Below are 19,771 nucleotides of genomic sequence, written 5' to 3'. Positions count from 1 at the left end.
TACTCAGAAAACAATAAAAAGCAAAGCGATATCGCTTTGCTTTTTATTGTTTCTTTTTCGGTCTACGTACTAATTCGCCGCCGCAGTTTGGACAAACGTTTTGTCTTTTTTCTGTACATGGTGCGCAAAATGTACATTCATATACACAAATGTAAGCTTCAGAATTTGGTTCGAGCGATTGATCGCAAATTTGACAGTTTGTTTTCATTTCTAGTGCCATAATAAGTCTCCTTTTAGTTAGAAAATTTATAATTTAATTATAATTCATTGAATAGAAATAGTCCTTTTCAATTGAAAGGAAATCGAATGATAAAGTTATGAATTGAAACGAAAGATGCTGGTTTATTTTAAAATTGATTATTTATTACAGTTGGAATATTATGAAATAGTCAAAAGACAACAGGGGGTATAGATTTTGACTAATCATAACGATCATTTAAAAGCAAACTGCGAAAAATGCTTCGGTCTATGTTGCGTTGCATTACCGTTCGCAGCATCGGTAGATTTTGCAGTGAATAAAGATGGTGGTAAACCATGTTCCAACTTACAATCAGATTTTAAATGTAGTATACATAAAAATCTTAGAGGAAAAGGTTATAAAGGTTGTACAGTATTTGAGTGTTTCGGTGCTGGGCAGAAGATTTCTCAGGGTACGTTTAAAGGGATTGATTGGCGGAAAGATGCAAAGCATGCGAAAAAAATGTACGATGCTTTTCCGGTTATGCATCAACTTCATGAAATGCTTTGGTATTTGAATGAGGCGATTCTTTTAAAGGCAACACAGCCAATCCATAAAGAGCTGGAAACCGCAATTGAGGAGACAGAGCGACTTTCGAATTTAAATCCAGATGAGTTAATGAAAATAAATGTTCCAATGCATAGGGCAGAGGTGAACATTCTTCTTTTAGAAACGAGCGAATTAGTATGGAAGGAAATGAATACTGCGCGTAAGAAACGAATCATACACCGCGGCGCAGACCTTATGGGAGCAAATCTGAAAAAGAAAGATTTACAAGGAGCAAATTTAAGAGGAGCATATTTAATTGCGGCAAACTTAAATGGAGCAGACTTACGAGGGGCAGATCTCATCGGAGCAGATTTACGAGATGCAGATATTCGCGGGACTGATTTTACAAATAGTATTTTCCTGACGCAAGTTCAAGTTAATGCGGCCAGAGGGGATAAACATACGAAATTACCGAAATTGTTGTCTCGTCCATCGCATTGGAGTGAGTAAAGAGTGAGGAGTATTTAGTGTGGATATATTTCAGTATTTAGAAGAGATGCAAGAGGATGTCTTTTCGTTAGCAGTAGAGCAAATAGAAGCGAAGTATTATGATATTTGTTGCATGTTGGCGTCTACAGAATGTGCAGAACGAATTAAAGCAATTGATTTAGAGTCATATAAGGAAAGTATTCGAGTAGGTTTGGATGCAGCTGTAGAAATGGCTACTAATGAAGAAGCAAAAGCGATTTATTTTGAGTATGACCTTGATAACGAATGGGATAGTCAGTTCTATATTTGTGAGGAGTATTTTCCAATGGAAGAAGAGTATGACGATTGGGCTTCTGAATGGACATATAATATTGAGGGTCCGGGGTCTGTAGAATTAGCGGATATGTATAATGAAAATGGCTTTGACACAAGTGAAAAAGCAATCGGTATAACTTTATATTTAATTGCTAAAACGCTGTGTAGTTTTATAAGTATACGTAGTGAAGTGCAAAGTAATATACCGATTTGTATTGGTTTTCACGACCAAGATCCAATTATGCGAACAGGCAGAGATTAAGAATCTCTGCCTGCTTTTTATTTCTTTTCAAAAGTAGTAATGAAAACGCTACATATAATGAGAATACCACCAATGAAAAAGTTACTATTTAATGTTTCATTTAATAAGAGCCAACCGAGCAACGATCCAACGATAGGTTGGAAGAAGAAAAATAAGGAACCGATGCTTGCATCCATTAATTCTAATCCTTTATTCCAAAGGAAAAAGGCACCTGCTGTTGAGACAATACCTAAGTATAATACGCCTAATATTACGTACGTATTTACTGTTCCGATAGAGGCTGCTTGTAGTTCCCATATCATAAAAGGTGTAATAAAAAAGAGTGAAAAGAATATGGCATACGTTGTAATAACTAAGGATGAAAATTGGATTGAAGCGATTTTTACATAAATAGATAGTAAAGCCCACGTAATAGCGGCTCCAACTAAAATGATTGTTCCGATAAAATAGGAGCCAATTTCAATATCCCATCCGATTACGATAATGACACCGATTGTCGCTATTATAGTAGATAAAAGTCTACGAGCAGTTAGTTTTTCTTTCAAAATGAGCGCTGCAAATATAACCATAAATGCAGGTGTAGCTGATGTAACTAACGAGCCTGTATGAGCGTCGGATAATTTTGTTCCGATAAATTGGCATGTGATCGAAATGAAATAGCCGATAAATCCAATCCAAGCGAATAGGAGCCAATCTTTTTTGCGAATGGTTACTTTTTTCTTTTGCTTTTTCTCAGCTATTTTCAAAATGAAATACAAAACAACAAAAGCGATAATAAAGCGTAGCCAAACGAGTGTTAGTGGTGGGATAAAATCGAGTACGTATTTGCTAACAACATACATACCGCCCCATATACTTGCTGCTAGTGATAAGCATATAGCTCCTAAAATGTTTTGTTTCATTTGAAGTACCTCCGTCTATTTTAGGGTAATATGAGTTCCCTAAGACGAGGCATAGTGTATGTGCTAAATGAATGCCCGCCTTAGTTTATAGACGGCCTACAGGTTGATCGTTTTCGAATGAAGTGTTGTAGTACATGTGTATTCCTCCTTTTTAAGTTATAGTGATAGTATAACTTAATTTTCTGATTATTGGGGGGTGTTATGAAATATATCGTTATAAAATCACATGTTAGCAATTATCCTAATCCAATTCGCTTAGAAGAGGGGGATGTAGTGAAAATGATAGAGAGTTACGCTGGTCCTGAAAATTGGGAAAACTGGATGTTTTGTCACGAAGAGAAATATGACCGGAAAGGATGGGTTCCGGAGCAAATTATAAGAAAAGATATGAATGGAACAGGAATTATTATAAAACAATATACTGCGAAAGAATTAAATGGAGTATTGGAGAAAGAGTGATCGGATTAGAAGAATTGAATGGATGGGTTTGGTGCGAAGGAAGAGATGGTGAGAAGGGCTGGGTACCAAAGGAAAACTTACAAAAATATTAATAATAATATTTGATCAATAATTAGGAAACATATTTTTGCTTATGAGTATATTGGTTGTAGGATAAAAAGTAGATTAATAGAGAAAGAGGAGGAGATTATTATAACTACAACCGTTATTTCACATTTTTACAATGAAGAGTATTTATTGCCATGGTGGCTTATGCATCATACGAAACTTTTTGATCATGGTATTTTAATTAATAAAGGTTCAACAGATCGTTCCGTTGAGATTTGTAAAAAATTTGCACCGCATTGGGAAGTGCGAGATTCTGTAAATCCAGAGTTTGATGCATATGCGACAGATCATGAAGTGATGAGGATAGAACAAGAAGTACAAGGATGGAAAATGGTTTTAAATACGACTGAGTTTCTTTGCATGCAAGATAAAAATCAGTTTTGGAAATCACTAAATGAATTGGGAGGGAGGATGTATTGGCTGGACGGGCTTATTATGGTTGATGATCCTAACTACAACTATCCGGACCTTAACTTTGGAATACCTTTAATGAAACAGCGATTTCATGGTTATTTACCAGAAGATTGGCCGTTATGGAGAAGAGGTAGATTTATTCATAATCATGAACATGGAAGTTATACGGTTGGAAGACATTTATCCGCGCATGAATCTATGATTTGTCCGCCCCTTGCTTGTATATTATGGTTTGGATTTAGTCCGTGGAACGATGTGATGAGAAAGAGAAAGTTACAAATTGGTCCGACTCTTTCTGAAGCTAGTAAGCATGGGGGAATGGGGACGCACCATATTATTACGCCGGAAAGATTAGAAGAATGGTATAAGGAATTAGCGAGAGGAACGAAGGATTTACGTTTTAGTAATGCATATCGTTATGTTTTTGTATAAATGATTCCCACCATAAAATTGTTTCTTCTATTCCTGTATTTAAATCGTATGTTGGTTTCCAGTTTACTTCAGTTTTTAAACGTTCTACACTAACGCCGACGAATAAAGGTTCATCCTTAGAGAAAGGAATCGCGTCTAGTTTAATTAAATGTTCTTTTCCTATTTTTTTAGCGATGATAGAAGCTAGTTCTTTAATTTGTACAGATTGACCTGAAGCGATATTGATGGTGCCTGTAACGCCATGTTCTAATACTGTTACGAGAGCGTCAGCGACGTCACTCACATGGAGGAAATCTCTCGATTGTTTTCCATGTGTACATAGTGCTTCCTCATTTTTTAATAAGGAAGTGATAATGTTAGAAACGAGCCGATTACCTTGTTCGTAAGGTCCATACATATGAAAAATGCGGCCCCAACACATGCTGAGGCCTGTTTGTTGTGCATACGTTTCTAACCAGGAGTGCAGTGCGTTTTTACATAATGAATACGGGGTTTTATAGGAAAGAAGCGGTGAATCTTCAAATAATACGCCGTTAAACCATTCATATTCTGCGCCAGTACCTGCAACGACAACACGCTTTCCGCCGCATGCTGTGAAGTGTTGAATCAATGAAATACTAGACTTTAGCCAATAGTAATTATTAATAGATACATAGCATGCTGGTGGCACTGCTTCCCAAGCAAGGTGAATGAGATGGCTAGGCTGAACGTCGGAAATGAATTGTTTTACTTCGTCATTGCGAAGCAAGTTTACTTTATGCCAATGGCAAGGGAGGTGAGAGGGTTTATTTTTATTATACGTGGCGTGCACTTCATATCCCTTTTGTATAAGTGAATGTACAACATATTTACCTATCCAGCCACTACCACCTGTTACAACAACTTTCTTCATGGCTCGATCACCTCAACTTCTGGAACCGTCACTAAAAATTTACCGCCCCATTCACGAATGAAAGAGCATTCTTTCATAATTTCGTCTTTCAAATTCCAAGGAAGTATGAAAATGTAATCCGGTTTTGTACGTTTAATTTCTGCTGGAGATTTTATTGGAATACGAGTTCCTGGTAAAAGGAGATTTTGTTTGTGAGGATTTTTATCTACTGTATAAGCTAGAAATTCTTTACCTATCCCGCAATAATTCAAAAGGGTGTTTCCTTTAGCTGGAGCACCGTAACCGATAATTTGTTTGTTTAAAGCTTTCGCTTCAATAAAAAACTTTAAAATATTTATTTTCAATTGTTCGATGCTTTTAGAAAAAAGGAGATAGCAATCTAAAGCATCTAACTCGTGGTCGACTTCTTTTTGAATTAATTTTGTAACATTGGAATGGATAGTTGATTGGGCACTTAGATGGTTTACAAAAATACGTAATGAACCACCATGCGTTGAAAGTTCTTCTACATCAACAATTTGTAAATGATGATAACTTAAAACTTTTTGAAGGCTTATAAGTGAGAAGTAGGAAAAGTGCTCATGGTAGATAGTATCGAACTGTTTAAAGGATATGAGGTTTAATAAGTGTGGGAATTCAATTGTTATTGTGCCATCTTGTTTTAATAACGTTTTTAAACCGGCAACAAAATCATGCAAGTTTGGAACGTGTGCTAATACGTTATTTGCGACGATTAAATCAGCTTGTGGTAATTTTTTTGCTAAGTCATTACTGAAAAAATTCACATGAGTAGGAATTCCTTTTTGGATAGCAATTTCTGCTACGTTTTTCGCGGGTTCAATTCCCAATGTCTCGATATTTTCTTTTTTAAAGTATTGTAATAAGTACCCATCGTTACTTGCAATTTCAATCACTTTTGAATGTTTCGTTAAGTTGAAACGCTTAATCGCCATTTCTACATATTGTTTAGCGTGTAGTAGCCAACTTGAGGAGTAAGAGCTGAAGTATAAATAGTTATGAAAAATATTTTGTGGGGATTCAAATTCATCTAGCTGTACGAGTAAACAAGAGTTACAAACAAATGTGTGCAGCGGATAAAAAGGTTCCATTTTATATGAGCTTTCAGGAGCTACAAATGAATTAGCAAGAGGGGAAACGCCCAAATCTAAAAAAGTGTTGGTTAGTAATGATTGGCAAAAACGGCATTTTTTCTGTTCCATTTTATAGCCTCCTTATAAATTTTTGAATGTATCGATTTGTTGTCGTGTGAAAGATTCTATCTTTTCACCAGATGCATATTTTTTGTACCAATCAACAGTCCAAGCGATAGCATCATCTGTTGATAACTTAGGAGTCCAGCCGAGTTTGTTTACTGCTTTTGTACTGTTGAGTGTTAAAATTTGTGATTCATAAGGAGTTTTTATAGAGGGAGAATGGATTGTGAGTCGTTTATTCCATAAGTTCGTTACGGATTGAATGACATCATTTACGGTTCTGCTAGATTCATTAATCGGTCCGAAATTCCATGCTTCTGCATATTTAGCATTATTCCAAAGTTTCTCAGCTAAAAGGATATAGCCATGTAGAGGATCTAAAACATGTTGCCACGGACGGACGGCATATTTGTTTCGAATACACAAAGTATGATTGTGCAAATATGCCCGAATGATATCAGGGAATAGTCGATCTTCTGCCCAATCACCACCACCAATAACGTTACCTGCTCTTACAGAAGCAAGCGAAGTAGTATTCGTGTGAAAAAAAGATTTGTGATAAGATGTTGCAACTAATTCAGCACAAGCTTTACTAGCGCTATAAGGGTCGAAACCTCCTAGTCGGTCATTTTCCACGAACGCTCGGTCGCCACTACCGTCATTCTCATAACATTTATCGCTTGTCACATTAATAATGGCACGTACGTTTTCGACGGACTTTGCTGCTTCTAGCACGTGGACAGTACCTAAAACATTCGTTTTGAATGTATCGATAGGATTTTTGTATGAAGCGGTTACGATTGGCTGAGCTGCTAAATGAAATACTATGTCAGGTTTATGCTGCTTCATGGCATGAAATAAAGAATGGTAATCTGTAATATCGCCTTTCATTGTCGTGCACTCTTTTGCTACGTTACCTTGTTCAAAAATGTTAGGAATGGATGGGGGATGAGAAGAAAAGCCTACTACTTCTGCACCTAAAGAACTTAAGAAAAGGGTGAGCCAGGAGCCTTTAAATCCAGTATGTCCCGTAATAAATACTTTTTTCTTATTCCAAAAAGATGATGAAGCCATATTACCAAACCTTCCACGGAGCGTTATTACTTTCCCATAGCTCGACTAATTTATTTTTATCGCGCAATGTATCCATCGGATGCCAAAAACCAGAATGTTGATATGCGGCCAATTCATTTTTGTTTACTAACTGAACTAAAGTGTCTGTTTCAAAAACAGACTTATCTCCACTAATGTAATTGAAAACTTCAGGATTTAAAACGAAAAATCCACCGTTAACCCATCCGCCATCACCTAATGGTTTTTCTTGAAAAGATGTTACAGACTGTTTATCTAATATGAGAGAACCAAATCTACCAGGAGGTTGTACGGCAGTAACAGTAGCCATTTTCCCATGTTTTTTATGGAATGTAATAAGTTCTTTTATATTTACATTACTTAATCCATCACCATAAGTGAGGCAGAAAGGTTCGTCTCCGACATAATTTTGAATCTTTTTCACTCGGCCACCCGTTTCGGTATTTACACCAGTATCGATTAGTGTAACTTTCCATGGTTCTACACGATGAGAATGGCTAGTAATTGTATTATCGTTTAACTGTATTGTGAAATCAGACATGTGTAAGTTGTAATTTAGAAAGAACTCTTTAATTGCATATCCTTTATAGCCTAAGCAAATAATAAACTCAGTAATCCCGTAATGACTATACAAACTCATAATGTGCCATAGAATGGGTTTTGTTCCAATTTCAATCATAGGTTTCGGTTTTAAATGTGTTTCTTCCCCAATTCTTGTACCGTACCCACCAGCAAGAATAACAGCTTTCATTTTTTCCTCCTAAAATAAAAATTTATTATTTATACAGTATTCATGTTTTATGCAAATGAGATTGTTTTTGATTAAGTGAATGAAATTGTTTGAGGTGATGACAATACAGAAAATATTACGGTTTGAATTTTGGAAATAATTCTTGATATTCAGGGTTATTACGTAGGTCTTGTGTTAGGTTACTAAGCTCTAAAAAACGTATGTCCAGTACTTCAGGAGATTGACCGTAATGTGTTTGAAGCCCCATTTGAACACCCCTTTTTGAAAGGGTAGGCGTAATTTGTAATTTTCTTGCCTTTGATTGTTCATTCCAAGGGCTAAAATAAAATTTTAAAATAAATGAAGGATAGTCATAAATTATATATCCGTGCCGCGAATGATGTCTACCAGGTAAATATGCACCGTCTAGATGATTGTGAATAAATCTCCAAGCACATCCGAGATTTGGGTTATAAGGGAAGACACCGTGGTATCGCTGTTCTACTAAGGGGATAGAATATCTAGGCTTTGAATAATTATAATTATGATTATCTATCATTAAAATCATTCTAATCGCATACATGTTTTGGCCTAGTGTATGAAGAGATGAAAAAAATTCTTCAGTATTATTACAACAAAAGAATTCAGTAGTATTTAAAACGATTTTCCAACCTGAAACTTCTCTTTCAATTTCCATCACTTCAACATCAGTATTAGTTGGATCAAACTCAAGAAATCTTGAATTTCGTACTTCCCAGTGGGGTGCTAATAGTTTACAAATCTCTACGGAACGATCTGTAGACCCTCTATTAATTAAAATGCCGTGATCGAATATTTTCGTGTGATGCATAAGCCACCATGGGAGTAGGTATTCTTCATTATAAAAATGAGAAATGATTGTCTTTTTCATGTTAATTCCCTCCTATACAAGCAATCATTATTAGTAGGATATGCTTTTAAATAAGAAAGGTTAAAAGGGGCAGACAATGTAGTGATTAGGTAATAGTTTAGTAATTTTATTGTATAAGTGTAGATTACTCGTATTGAATAATCATAGAAGGAGAGTGAAATTTTGTATAAATTGTGAATAATAAACCATCACGTTTGACTGTACAGTTTATGTGTTGTATGATGTTAGTAATATAAACAAGGGGGGAAGATCGTTGGGAAGGTGTATCGAATCGGACAGTTGGCTCTCATGGCTCACGTGTCGAAACGCACGATTGATTATTATACGAATCTAGGAATCTTAAAAGCGGAGCGATCTCAATCTAATTATCGCTATTACGATGAAACAGCATTTGAGACATTACAATTTATTGAGAAGTGCAAAGAAATGCATATGCCGCTTTGTGAGATTAAAGAGAAAATCGAGGAGAAGAAGAAGCTGCTCGGTATCAATGAACACGTTTCGAAACAAGTGAATGAAGTGACAGACCATATTCATCGGTTAGAAGCAGAGTTAACGGAGTTAAAGCCGCTTTTAGATGGATTGACTGATTCACAACGTGAAAAAATATCGAAATCTTTATCTGGTCAAACGACAGCTTTAATACAGACACTTGCTCTATTATTATAGAAAAAAGTGAAATCCGACCTCTTTAATTTTTGTATCGGGCTATGTTTTCTAGTGAACAAATAAGAAAACATTATAGTATACAGGAGGTGGACACCTTAGTTTTTTAAACTAAGGGGATTCATTGGAAATATTTAATTTAGTCATGGTTGCGATTTTAATCGCATTTACTGGATTTTTCGTAGCAGCAGAGTTTGCGATTGTAAAGGTACGTTCAAGTCGTATTGATCAGCTTGTTGCGGAAGGGAAACGCGGTGCTTTAGCAGCGAAAAAGGTAACAACAAATTTAGATGAATATTTATCTGCTTGTCAATTAGGTATTACAGTTACAGCTATGGGATTAGGTTGGTTAGGTGAACCGACAATTGAAAAGTTATTACACCCGTTATTTGAGAAATGGAATATAAATCCTTCTATCTCATCAGTATTAACATTTGGTCTTGCCTTTATGCTAATGACGTATTTACACGTTGTAGTAGGGGAATTAGCTCCGAAAACGATGGCAATTCAAAAGGCTGAACAAGTAACATTGTTATTGGCAGGTCCGTTAATGATGTTCTATAAAGTCATGTATCCATTTATTTGGGTATTAAACGGTTCAGCTCGTGTTGTAACTGGCTTATTCGGTTTAAAACCAGCTTCAGAACATGAAGTAGCTCATACAGAAGAAGAATTACGTCTTATCCTTTCAGATAGCTATGAAAGTGGCGAAATTAATCAAGCTGAATACAAGTATGTAAATAACATTTTTGAATTTGATAATCGTATTGCAAAAGAGATTATGGTACCGCGAACAGAAATCATTGGTTTCTACCTGGAAGATTCAGTAGAAGAACACATGAAAGTAATCCAAAATGAACGATACACACGTTATCCGATTTTTGGAGAAGATAAAGATGATATTATCGGTATGGTCAATGTAAAAGATTTCTTTATTCGATATATGAACAACGATAAAGAAGATTTATCATCGATTCGCACGTATATGCGTCCGATTATTGAAGTGATGGAAACAACTCCAATTCACGATTTATTACTTCAAATGCAGAAGAAGCGAATTCCGATGGCTGTTTTATATGATGAGTACGGAGGAACAGCAGGAATTGTAACGCTTGAAGATATCTTGGAGGAAATCGTCGGCGAAATTCGTGACGAATATGATGAAGATGAAGCACCACCAATTCAACATGTGAATGAGCACCATAAAATCGTTGATGGAAAAGTGCTTATCTCAGAAGTAAAAGATTTGTTTGGATTACACATTGAAGAAGACGATGTGGATACAATCGGTGGTTGGATTATGATGCAAAATCATGAAATTGAAGAAGGACAACATGTTGAGGCGGAAGGTTATGAATTTAAAGTGTTAGAAAAAGACGCTTACCAAATTAAACGTGTTGAAATTCGTAAAATGGAACAAGAGCAAGAAGAAGAGAAAGCAGCAACTGTGTAAGTTGCTGCTTTTCTTCTAAAGTACAAAAAATGAGAACTTAGGAGCGGATATTTTGATTCAAGAAGCCTTACGTGTATATCGATTACAATTGTATGTGATCTTTAGTGGTTTACTACTTATGTGGACGATTACTCCGTTTGGAAAACAAGTGACAGGGTTTGGTATTGGATTAGCAGTAAGCGCCTATTGTCTTTGGTTATTAGCTCGCAGAGTGGAGAAACTCGGAAAAAGTATCGTAATGAAGGAAAAGGCTCCTGGATTAGGAGTGTTAAACCGATTTGCAGCTGCTATTTTAGGAGCTATCATCATGTATGAAATTGAGCATGAAATGGAAATGTGGGCATTCGGTACAGGTATTTTAGGTGGTCACTTTTTAATGATTGCAAATTTAGCTTATGCAAATATGCAATTAGTGAAAGAAGAAGAGAAGCAAAGGGAACATGCTTCGAAAAACATAGAGCTATGATGAAAGGGACCTAATCGGGTTCCTTTTTTAGTTTAGCGATATGATACAAGTAATCAAATTAACGACAAATATAATACGCTTCTTTTTATTATTTTTCAATAGTATGAAAAATAATAAAAAAATTTTAAAAAACCCATCGATTTCTAAAGGTTATGTATGTTATTATGACAAAAGACTTTTTGAAAGAGGTGGATACCAATGTTACAAGCGCTACTTATTTTTGTGCTTCAAATTATTTACGTTCCAATTTTAACAATCCGTACGATTTTGCTTGTAAAGAATCAAACAAGATCCGCTGCTGGTGTTGGATTGTTAGAAGGAGCTATTTACATTGTCAGTTTAGGTATTGTATTTCAAGATTTATCAAATTGGATGAATATTGTTGCCTATGTCATTGGCTTTAGTACGGGACTGTTATTAGGCGGTTATATAGAGAATAAATTAGCAATTGGTTATATTACGTATCAAGTTAGTTTACTAGACCGTTGTAATGAATTAGTAGATGAATTACGCCATTCTGGATTTGGTGTTACAGTATTTGAAGGTGAAGGTATTAATTCTGTACGTTATCGCTTAGATATCGTCGCAAAGCGTTCTAGAGAGAAAGAGCTTTTAGAAATCATTAATGAAATCGCACCGAAAGCGTTTATGTCTTCGTATGAAATCCGTTCATTTAAAGGTGGATATTTAACGAAGGCGATGAAGAAGAGAGCGTTAATGAAGAAGAAAGATGAACATGTATCGTAAAAAAGAGGAGTAGTGCTGCATTAAAAGCGCAGTATAAGTCCAAATGTAAAAGGGAGGAATCTATTTTGATGTAGATTCCTCTCTTTTTTTATGAAAAATATTCATCTATTAATTCAAAAAACTAAATCGTATAATTATTTTTTTACACATTCTCAAATTAATGATTAGCCATATAATTTGAAAAAATACCGGTATGATAAACGTGATTAATAAAACGATAAGTGATATTGATTTAATTTCGGGTGTTTGAGTAACACCGGCCCCATCAACATCTCGTAGCCAAATAATAGCTGCCCATATTCCAAAAACGATAATCCAAAATATGTTACCAATCCACCAAGAAATCCATCGTTTTTTCATGTTAGCACCCCCTACATTTATCTACTGTTAAAAGTATATTTTCGTTCGTTACATTTATCCCGCTATTTGCCGGGCAGTAAGACCCCCACCTCAAAATTCAGCGGAAGCAAAAAAGTTAGGTGGGGATCGGGCTGTCCGTAAAAGCTCGATTGGTGAGGGCTAATAATCAGTGGGGGATGAACAAAACCCCTACCGATTAAAGTTTCACTTTATAATGAAATAACTATAAAATTAGTTTTTCTTAACTGTATACCTAACTTGTTTAAAGGTTACCATTTCTCCATCATCATTATCATCTTTCGTTTGCAAAAGTTGAACTTTTGGTTTGTAGTCCGTCCTATGAGCGTGTTCGATATCTTTAATGTTAAGCTTGTAGGATTCACCATTTTTTAGTTTTTGTTCCAACACTTTTTTATTAGCAACATAAATAAAAGTTACTTTATTTTCATCAATGCCTTTCGTTTTAATTTCTAATTCATTATCTTTTGCTGTGATCGTTGGTGTTAATAATTCCATACTGCCTTTCCCGCTTTCTAAAGAATTCTCTGCTATAGTTGAACATCCTGATAATATGATTCCAGTGAATAGAAGAACAGCTAATTTCTGTTTCATAACATCCCTCAATTCCATGTGAATTTTGATTTTGGTATTGCTAGATTACTAGTGTGGAGCGTAAATGTTTAGTTAGTACCCTTTTAATTGTACCATAATATGTAAATTAAAACAGGATGTATATCCAATTTAAGGGAGATTTAAAAATTTACTGATTGTTGTAAATTCGTGTGTTTTAGCTTCTATTTCAATCGAAATGTAGACGAGAGAAAGAAATTTTTTTATAGAAATTATAATTTTTACATTTTACAATAATGATAGGGAATAGATGAATTCATTTACTTCGGAGGTAGTTACTTGAACATTAACGAGAGGGCAATTGAAATGTTTGAACAAAATAAATATGAGGAAGCGATGGAATTGTTTCAACAAGCAGTACATGAATCTAGAGGTGTACAATCTCTCAATAATCTTGCTTGGATGTACTTTTATGAGGAAGAAAATGATGATAAAGCTCTGGAATTAATAAAAGAAGTTGTTAAGTTAGATCCTTCCTCATACTTTCCTTATAACATCTTAGGGGAAATTTACACGAAACAAGAAAAATGGGAAGAAGCGAAAGAAGTATTGCAAAAATCTATTTCGATGCAACCATCGGATGAAGCATTTCACAATGTAGCTGTAGCGCATTATAACCTTGGAGAGCTGGAAAAAGCTTCGGAATTTTTCTTGCGAGTTGCAGGGGATTCGGACTATATAATGTATAGCTATGTAAAATGTTTAATTGATTTAGGGCGAACGACAGAAGCGAAAGAGCAGTTAGATGCTTTTAACAGGAAATCTGATGATTTTTTAGGAGAAATTCATGTAGCAGATTTATATGTTGAGTTGAATTGCTATAACGAAGCAATTGAATGGTTCGAAAAGGGATACAAAGAAGTTTGGAAAAGTCCTAACTGGATTAGTAGGTTTGTGTATGCTCTATATAAAGCTAATAATTTCTCCCGTATAAATGAAGTTATACAGGAATCTATCGAAGCGAAAACATCAGAAATAGAAGATGTTCAGAATGAAGAAGTAGAAGAAAACTGGACAGCAAAAGATAAGAAAGAGTTAATTGAGGAATATACAGAAGAGAATAATTGTTATAAAGCAATGATAGAATGTATCAAATCTGGATATGTTCCAGGGTTAGAATTTGAAACTTATCATTTAGGGGGTTGCTATTTATTTGGTTGTAAAAGACATAATCATCTTGAATATGAAAAATAAAAAGATTCGACTGTCAAGTATGATGGTCGAATTTTTTTATTATAGGTTGCTTGTCTAAAGGTACCATCTCAATTGTAATGTGTTAAAGAGGTTTCGTCTCATTACATAGGTATATATCCTCTTTAGAGCTCTCTTTTTTAATATTTAAAATATGTAGTGAAATAAAACCAATAAGTCCTATTCCGCCAAAAATAAGCCATGGTGTATACATTCCGCTTAAGTTGGATGTAAAAGATGTACCGGTATAATTACCAATGATAAAACCAAATGCGAGTGATAGTTGATAAAATCCGAAGAAAGTGGCTGTATATGATTCATTACTGTAATTTGCAATAGCGATATCAGCGTTAGGTAATACGAGTGTTTCACCGATTGTAAATAAAATTACACAAATAAAGAGCCAATATGGGTGTTGAAATAAAGGAATGAGTAAAAAGGAAATACTCATTAATAAAACACCGTATTTAATAATCGAAAGTGTGTTGTATTTATGAAATAGTTTTCGGAATAACACCATAAATATGACGCCTGTTATTGCATTTATCGTAATAACTAGTGTAGCAAGCTGATTGCTATTACTAATATTTTTCATATGAAGTGGAAGTGCGACAGTAAGTTGAGTAAACATAATATAGAAGGAAATCATAATAAATGAAAACAAAAGGAAAGATTTGTTTTGTGAGATAGCTTGTATGCCTAATGTAATAGACGTGTTTTCAGTAGTGACTTGGAAGTGATTTTTAAGTAAGTAAAAGATAAAAGCAAATAACAGCATAAGAGATCCTGTTAGAGAGAAAGCGTAGAGTGGATCGAGTAAGAGTAAGAACCCTCCTGCAATTGGTCCGATTATTGCACCGCAATTAAAGCTAAGGTTTAAATATGTAAATAAATTTTTTCTCAAATGAGCTGGCTGTGAGCCAAATATAGCGCGAGCGGCAGGTTCGTAAAATGCAGTTCCGAAGCCAATAAGTGCAGAAGAAATAGAAATTGTATAGAAATCAGAGCATATTCCTAAAGCGATAAATCCGATTCCTCTCAAAAATAAACCGGCTATCATCATAATGATATAGCCTATTTTGTCAGCAATTAACCCTGAGAATAATGGGATAACTCGTGATGTAATTGTCATAACCGTCAACACTGTTCCTACTTGGACAGCAGAAAAATGAAGAAAGGTTAATAGATAAATAGCTAAAAATGCGTATACTGCAAAATACCCAAAAGACATAAAAAATGAAGAAATAAGCATGAAACGTATCGGTGTTGAGAAACTTTTCATAGAAATCCTCCTAATTATGTAACCAGTAAAATTATTTGATGGTTAACTATTTTATACTATAATTATACATAAAGTCAGAAAAAAGTAAATTTTAAGAAGAAGGTGGATCGAATTGAATCAAAACGCTCCAAATGAACTAGAATATATTCGGGAATTTTTAAATACATGGAGAATACCAAACGATACGAGAGAGCCAATTGATTTGCTGCAAACAAAAGAAGATATAAAGCTCTTTATGAAAGAATATTTTGATGAAGAGTTTCCATTTCATACGATAGAGGAATTAAGAGGTTTTCGAGAAGATATTCGGATGACAATTGAAGGCGAAGGGTCATTGCAAAAATGGTTAGAGAAATACCCATTTCATGTACATATAAAGGATGATATGAAAGGTATTACATATGAACCAGTATATGAAGAGAATGTGTATACAAAAGTGTTAAGCATTGTGTTAATGTCAATTCAAGAAAATGTGTGGGGAAGGTTAAAAGCATGTCCAGATTGTCGCTGGGTATTTTATGATTATTCGCGAAATGGAAGTAAAAGATGGTGCGGTATGTATGCTGGAGAAGAAGGAGGAAGAGCATGCGGTACGATTGCGAAAGTGAAAAACTACCGGGCGAAAAGAAAAGGGAGATCAGATTATAGTGTGTAATTTATATTAGGAGAAATAAAATCGATGGGGGAATAAAGGATATGGAAGGCACACAAATGTTAGCTATAAATAAAAAGTGTTGGGATACAGTTGCACCTTATTTCTTTCAAGTTGATTGTTTGCCTAGATACGGTCCGTATACAGCGTCTGAAGATGAGATTCGTTTGTTCGATTCAATCAGAAAGAAAAAGGTTCTTGATATTGGCTGTGGAAGTGGGCATTCGTTGCAATATATGGCGGAACAAGGGGCAGAGGAATTATGGGGGCTTGATCTTTCGAGTACACAAATTGAAATAGCGAATAAGATGTTAAAGGATTGGAATCCAAAGTTAGTATGCGGAGCAATGGAAGAAGAAGGAGATATTCCGAAAGGGTATTTTGATATTGTATATTCCATTTATGCATTAGGTTGGACTTCAAATTTAGGGAAACCAGTAAAGCTTATTTATTCCTATTTAAAGCCAGGAGGAAGTTTTATTTTTAGTTGGGAGCACCCAGTATATTCAAACTTACAGTATGGTACAGAAGAAGTTGCTATAAAGTCTTCTTATCATGAGGAAACGTCCATTACGTTTGAAGCATTTAAAGGAGAAAATGTACAAGCGATATTATATAAGAGAAAAATAAGTACATATATAAATGAGTTAAATAGAGCAGGCTTTACAATTGAGAGAATAGAAGAGCCTGAACCATCGAGCTCGTTTGATGGAGAACTAGCTGAGCCGTCTACGAAATATTATTCTTTATATAAAGCTAGGATGGTGCCAACTACTTTTATTATTAAGGCGAGGAAATAAATTGTTTTATAAAAAGAAGCCTATCGTTTCAAATAGTTGAAATGATAGGCTTCTTTATTTTTAAAAAAATAAGGTCAGAGGTGTACTTTTTAAAAAAAAATGCATTTCATATAAAAGGTGTAATGATTTTAGGGAAGGGGGATTGTTGTGCGTCATCATAAAAATTGCAAAAAATTCGGAGTGGCACTGCCTCTTCCGCTTATAGGTGCAACTGGTCCAACAGGGATGACTGGACCGACGGGAGCAACTGGTCCCCAAGGTCCTCAAGGTATCAGGGGAATACAAGGTTCGCGAGGGACAACAGGAGCACAGGGAATACAAGGAGCTGTTGGTGATACCGGAGAGCAAGGTATAACTGGTCCAACTGGCCTCCAAGGTGCTCAAGGATTAATTGGAAACCAAGGTCCAATTGGTGATATTGGAGTACAAGGATTAGAAGGAACACAGGGAGCTACGGGTCCTGCTGGTAGTCAAGGAATACAGGGCACACAAGGAATACAAGGGGAAATAGGTGAGCGAGGACAAAAGGGGGCACAAGGAATACAAGGAGAGAGAGGGGTAACTGGAGTCCCAGGGATAACTGGTCCCCAAGGTCCTCAAGGTGTTCAAGGGATACAAGGAGAGCAAGGGGCTATTGGTATACAAGGAGAAGACGGCCCTCAAGGAATACAAGGAATTACTGGAGAACAAGGACACCAAGGTGATCAAGGGGCACAAGGTGTAGTAGGACCAACTGGTTCTACTGGAATACAAGGTCCTCAAGGTATAAGCGGAATAAAGGGAATAACCGGTGTAACAGGCCCTCAAGGTCCACAAGGTGTTCAAGGAATACAAGGAGTAAGTGGATCCACAGGTTTTCAAGGAGCAAAAGGAGTACGAGGGATAACAGGAGCAACTGGTCCTACTGGTACACAAGGCTCAGAAGGACCACCGGGCGGTCCGACGGGAACAACCGGTCCAATTGGTCCATCTAGTGGAGTGACTGGTCCATCAGGTCCAACGGGTGCGACTGGTTCAACAGGTGTAAGCGGGGGGATAGGACCAATTGGAGCGCAAGGAGTGCAAGGTATAACAGGTCCAACAGGTCCTCAAGGTGTAAGGGGAGCCCAAGGTTCCCAAGGTGTAGTTGGAGCAGTTGGAGTCCAAGGGGCACAAGGTCCTCAAGGTAACCCAGGTATAACGGGTCCACCGGGTGCAGAAGGTTCTCAAGGAATACAAGGTACGCGTGGAGTAACTGGTCCAACAGGTGCAGAAGGCCCTAAAGGTATTCAAGGTATTCAAGGTGTAATAGGCCCAACAGGTGCACAAGGAATGGTGGGAATACAAGGGATAGCCGGTCCAGCTGGTGTTACAGGAGCGGAAGGAGTTCAAGGTGAACAAGGAATCCGAGGAGCAACGGGTCCAGCTGGAGCGCAAGGTATACAAGGAGTACAAGGAATTCAAGGGGAAACAGGAGCAGCTGGAGCACAAGGTCCTCAAGGAGTTCAAGGGATACAAGGGACTACGGGATTGACAGGTGCACAAGGTGCACAAGGTCTTCAAGGAGTGCAAGGAATAATCGGTCCGACTGGAGCTATTGGTTTGCAAGGTCCTCAAGGATTACAAGGAATAACGGGTCCAACAGGAGTTCAAGGTGTGCAAGGAATACAAGGAGTGCAAGGAATAATCGGTCCAACAGGAGCACAAGGAATTAGAGGTCCCCAAGGAAATACAGGGGAGGTCGGTATAATTGGCCCTCAAGGAGTCCAAGGGGCACAAGGTAGTCAAGGACCCCAAGGCCCACAAGGGAATATTGGAATTACTGGTGCAATGGGTGAAACTGGAGCTACTGGAGCAACCGGGTCAACTGGACCACAAGGTTTGCAAGGTGTTCAAGGGATTACGGGAATACAAGGAATAACAGGAATGACAGGCGATATAGGTGCAACGGGTCCGCAAGGAATACAAGGTATACAAGGAATTCAAGGTTTGCAAGGCCCAATTGGAGCAAGTGGGGTGACAGGTGCTAGTGGTAGTATAGGCCCAGTTGGAGCGCAAGGTAGTCAGGGGCAAAACGGAGCGGTTGGACCAACAGGCGCAACTGGTAATGTAGGATCAATAGGTTTCTCGGGAATAGCAGGAGCGACTGGAGCGACTGGTTTACCTAGTGGGGGCGGTTATTTCTTTTCCACTGCAACGAGTACAATTGCAGCGAATGCGCTAATACCAATTAATTCTGGTTCTACAATTTTTGGAGCAGGAGTTAGTTTAACAAATGCGACAACTATAACGTTAAGTACGCCAGGGATATATTTAATAAGTTATTATTTTCAAGGGGATGCAATTTTGGGGAATGAAACGATTTCGGTAAGGCTTGTTTTAAACGGAACGCAAGTCGCAGGGAGTTTTATTCTTTATGTTACAAAAGGTAATTTTATATTAGAACCAGCGATTTCAAATACGATGGTAATTGAAGTTACTTCTCCAAATTCCACTTTGTCATTACAAAATGGTCCATTAGCTATTGGGCATGTAACGACATTAGCGGGAGTAATAACAGCTAGCTTAAACATATTACAAATAGTTTGATGCGTTACAA

Annotated in this window: 21 protein-coding genes and 1 pseudogene; 12 read left to right on the top strand and 10 right to left on the bottom strand. The window is 36.6% G+C overall.

Features of this window, described 5'->3' with window-relative positions; genetic code table 11:
- Positions 1–43 precede the first annotated feature (43 nt).
- Positions 44–220: a DUF1272 domain-containing protein gene (locus tag JFU02_RS05655; RefSeq protein ID WP_001162787.1), complete on the bottom strand. Its 177-nt coding sequence runs from the start codon at positions 218–220 to the stop codon at positions 44–46.
- A 195-nt stretch (positions 221–415) separates the two neighbouring features.
- Between JFU02_RS05655 and JFU02_RS05650 the strand changes: the two genes are divergently transcribed.
- Together JFU02_RS05650 and JFU02_RS05645 are read left to right on the top strand one after the other, a co-directional pair.
- Positions 416–1,237, top strand: a complete 822-nt coding sequence (locus JFU02_RS05650) for a pentapeptide repeat-containing protein (protein WP_098223037.1) — start codon at positions 416–418, stop codon at positions 1,235–1,237.
- Positions 1,238–1,256: 19 nt separating this feature from the next.
- Entirely contained in the window at positions 1,257–1,793 is a 537-nt protein-coding gene (locus tag JFU02_RS05645) for a hypothetical protein (RefSeq protein ID WP_000350934.1), read from the top strand.
- A gap of 17 nt (positions 1,794–1,810) precedes the next feature.
- Here JFU02_RS05645 and JFU02_RS05640 read toward each other — a convergent pair whose 3' ends face one another.
- Positions 1,811–2,695 carry a DMT family transporter gene (locus tag JFU02_RS05640; protein ID WP_000812377.1) on the bottom strand — a complete coding sequence of 295 codons (885 nt, stop codon included), beginning with the start codon at positions 2,693–2,695 and terminating at the stop codon, positions 1,811–1,813.
- A gap of 201 nt (positions 2,696–2,896) precedes the next feature.
- On the opposite strand from JFU02_RS05640, the pseudogene JFU02_RS05635 reads away from it, so the two are divergent.
- Together JFU02_RS05635 and JFU02_RS05630 are read left to right on the top strand one after the other, a co-directional pair.
- Positions 2,897–3,246, top strand: a pseudogene (locus JFU02_RS05635) (SH3 domain-containing protein).
- Between the two features lie 61 nt (positions 3,247–3,307).
- Positions 3,308–4,108: a glycosyltransferase family 2 protein gene (locus JFU02_RS05630; RefSeq protein WP_080546849.1), complete on the top strand. Its 801-nt coding sequence runs from the start codon at positions 3,308–3,310 to the stop codon at positions 4,106–4,108.
- Here JFU02_RS05630 and JFU02_RS05625 read toward each other — a convergent pair.
- The 5 genes from JFU02_RS05625 to JFU02_RS05605 form a co-directional block, all read right to left on the bottom strand.
- Positions 4,077–5,000 (bottom strand): NAD-dependent epimerase/dehydratase family protein, encoded by a 924-nt coding sequence (locus JFU02_RS05625; RefSeq protein ID WP_103945138.1) that lies wholly within the window; start codon positions 4,998–5,000, stop codon positions 4,077–4,079. The genes JFU02_RS05630 and JFU02_RS05625 overlap by 32 nt on opposite strands.
- Positions 4,997–6,220: a class I SAM-dependent methyltransferase gene (locus JFU02_RS05620; RefSeq protein ID WP_000435786.1), complete on the bottom strand. Its 1,224-nt coding sequence runs from the start codon at positions 6,218–6,220 to the stop codon at positions 4,997–4,999. Before JFU02_RS05620 ends, JFU02_RS05625 begins: the two co-directional genes overlap by 4 nt.
- Before the next feature lie 12 nt (positions 6,221–6,232).
- Entirely contained in the window at positions 6,233–7,288 is a 1,056-nt protein-coding gene (gene rfbG, locus JFU02_RS05615) for a CDP-glucose 4,6-dehydratase (RefSeq protein WP_097889003.1), read from the bottom strand.
- Position 7,289: 1 nt separating this feature from the next.
- Entirely contained in the window at positions 7,290–8,057 is a 768-nt protein-coding gene (gene rfbF, locus JFU02_RS05610) for a glucose-1-phosphate cytidylyltransferase (protein WP_000648807.1), read from the bottom strand.
- Positions 8,058–8,172: 115 nt separating this feature from the next.
- Positions 8,173–8,946, bottom strand: a complete 774-nt coding sequence (locus JFU02_RS05605) for a glycosyltransferase family 2 protein (RefSeq protein ID WP_098838362.1) — start codon at positions 8,944–8,946, stop codon at positions 8,173–8,175.
- A 261-nt stretch (positions 8,947–9,207) separates the two neighbouring features.
- Here JFU02_RS05605 and JFU02_RS05600 point away from each other — a divergent pair, with 261 nt between their 5' ends.
- From JFU02_RS05600 to JFU02_RS05585, 4 genes are all read left to right on the top strand, one after another.
- A complete protein-coding gene (locus JFU02_RS05600) occupies positions 9,208–9,615 on the top strand; it encodes a MerR family transcriptional regulator (RefSeq protein ID WP_000285637.1) in 408 nt (135 codons plus the stop codon).
- 121 nt (positions 9,616–9,736) lie between these two features.
- Positions 9,737–11,065, top strand: coding sequence for a hemolysin family protein (locus JFU02_RS05595; protein WP_046957914.1), 1,329 nt, complete (start codon positions 9,737–9,739; stop codon positions 11,063–11,065).
- 52 nt (positions 11,066–11,117) lie between these two features.
- Positions 11,118–11,531 carry an ATP synthase subunit I gene (locus JFU02_RS05590; protein ID WP_000613876.1) on the top strand — a complete coding sequence of 138 codons (414 nt, stop codon included), beginning with the start codon at positions 11,118–11,120 and terminating at the stop codon, positions 11,529–11,531.
- A 198-nt stretch (positions 11,532–11,729) separates the two neighbouring features.
- Positions 11,730–12,278: a DUF2179 domain-containing protein gene (locus JFU02_RS05585; RefSeq protein ID WP_000938444.1), complete on the top strand. Its 549-nt coding sequence runs from the start codon at positions 11,730–11,732 to the stop codon at positions 12,276–12,278.
- Between the two features lie 108 nt (positions 12,279–12,386).
- Here JFU02_RS05585 and JFU02_RS05580 read toward each other — a convergent pair whose 3' ends face one another.
- Positions 12,387–12,638: a DUF3923 family protein gene (locus JFU02_RS05580; protein WP_201070218.1), complete on the bottom strand. Its 252-nt coding sequence runs from the start codon at positions 12,636–12,638 to the stop codon at positions 12,387–12,389.
- Positions 12,639–12,869: 231 nt separating this feature from the next.
- On the bottom strand, positions 12,870–13,268 hold the full coding sequence (locus tag JFU02_RS05575) for a hypothetical protein (RefSeq protein ID WP_086406947.1): 399 nt from the start codon (positions 13,266–13,268) through the stop codon (positions 12,870–12,872).
- Positions 13,269–13,547: 279 nt separating this feature from the next.
- On the opposite strand from JFU02_RS05575, the gene JFU02_RS05570 reads away from it, so the two are divergent.
- A complete protein-coding gene (locus JFU02_RS05570) occupies positions 13,548–14,462 on the top strand; it encodes a tetratricopeptide repeat protein (protein ID WP_061666614.1) in 915 nt (304 codons plus the stop codon).
- An 82-nt stretch (positions 14,463–14,544) separates the two neighbouring features.
- Here JFU02_RS05570 and JFU02_RS05565 read toward each other — a convergent pair whose 3' ends face one another.
- The gene (locus tag JFU02_RS05565; protein ID WP_061666613.1) at positions 14,545–15,741 is read right to left on the bottom strand and encodes an MDR family MFS transporter; all 1,197 of its coding nucleotides are present in this window, start codon (positions 15,739–15,741) and stop codon (positions 14,545–14,547) included.
- Positions 15,742–15,853: 112 nt separating this feature from the next.
- Between JFU02_RS05565 and JFU02_RS05560 the strand changes: the two genes are divergently transcribed.
- The 3 genes from JFU02_RS05560 (at position 15,854) to JFU02_RS05550 (ending at position 19,761) form a co-directional block, all read left to right on the top strand.
- On the top strand, positions 15,854–16,396 hold the full coding sequence (locus JFU02_RS05560) for a CGNR zinc finger domain-containing protein (RefSeq protein WP_001072945.1): 543 nt from the start codon (positions 15,854–15,856) through the stop codon (positions 16,394–16,396).
- A gap of 41 nt (positions 16,397–16,437) precedes the next feature.
- Positions 16,438–17,193 (top strand): class I SAM-dependent methyltransferase, encoded by a 756-nt coding sequence (locus tag JFU02_RS05555; protein ID WP_061666612.1) that lies wholly within the window; start codon positions 16,438–16,440, stop codon positions 17,191–17,193.
- Positions 17,194–17,340: 147 nt separating this feature from the next.
- Positions 17,341–19,761, top strand: a complete 2,421-nt coding sequence (locus tag JFU02_RS05550; RefSeq protein ID WP_201070216.1) for a collagen-like protein — start codon at positions 17,341–17,343, stop codon at positions 19,759–19,761.
- The last annotated feature ends 10 nt before the right edge of the window (positions 19,762–19,771 follow it).

The sequence above is a fragment of the Bacillus sp. TH13 genome (assembly GCF_016651175.1).
Taxonomy (GTDB): Bacteria; Bacillota; Bacilli; order Bacillales; family Bacillaceae_G; genus Bacillus_A; species Bacillus_A thuringiensis_S.
Note: the sequence above shows the minus strand (reverse complement) of the source record. Positions and strands in the feature narration are given on the sequence as shown.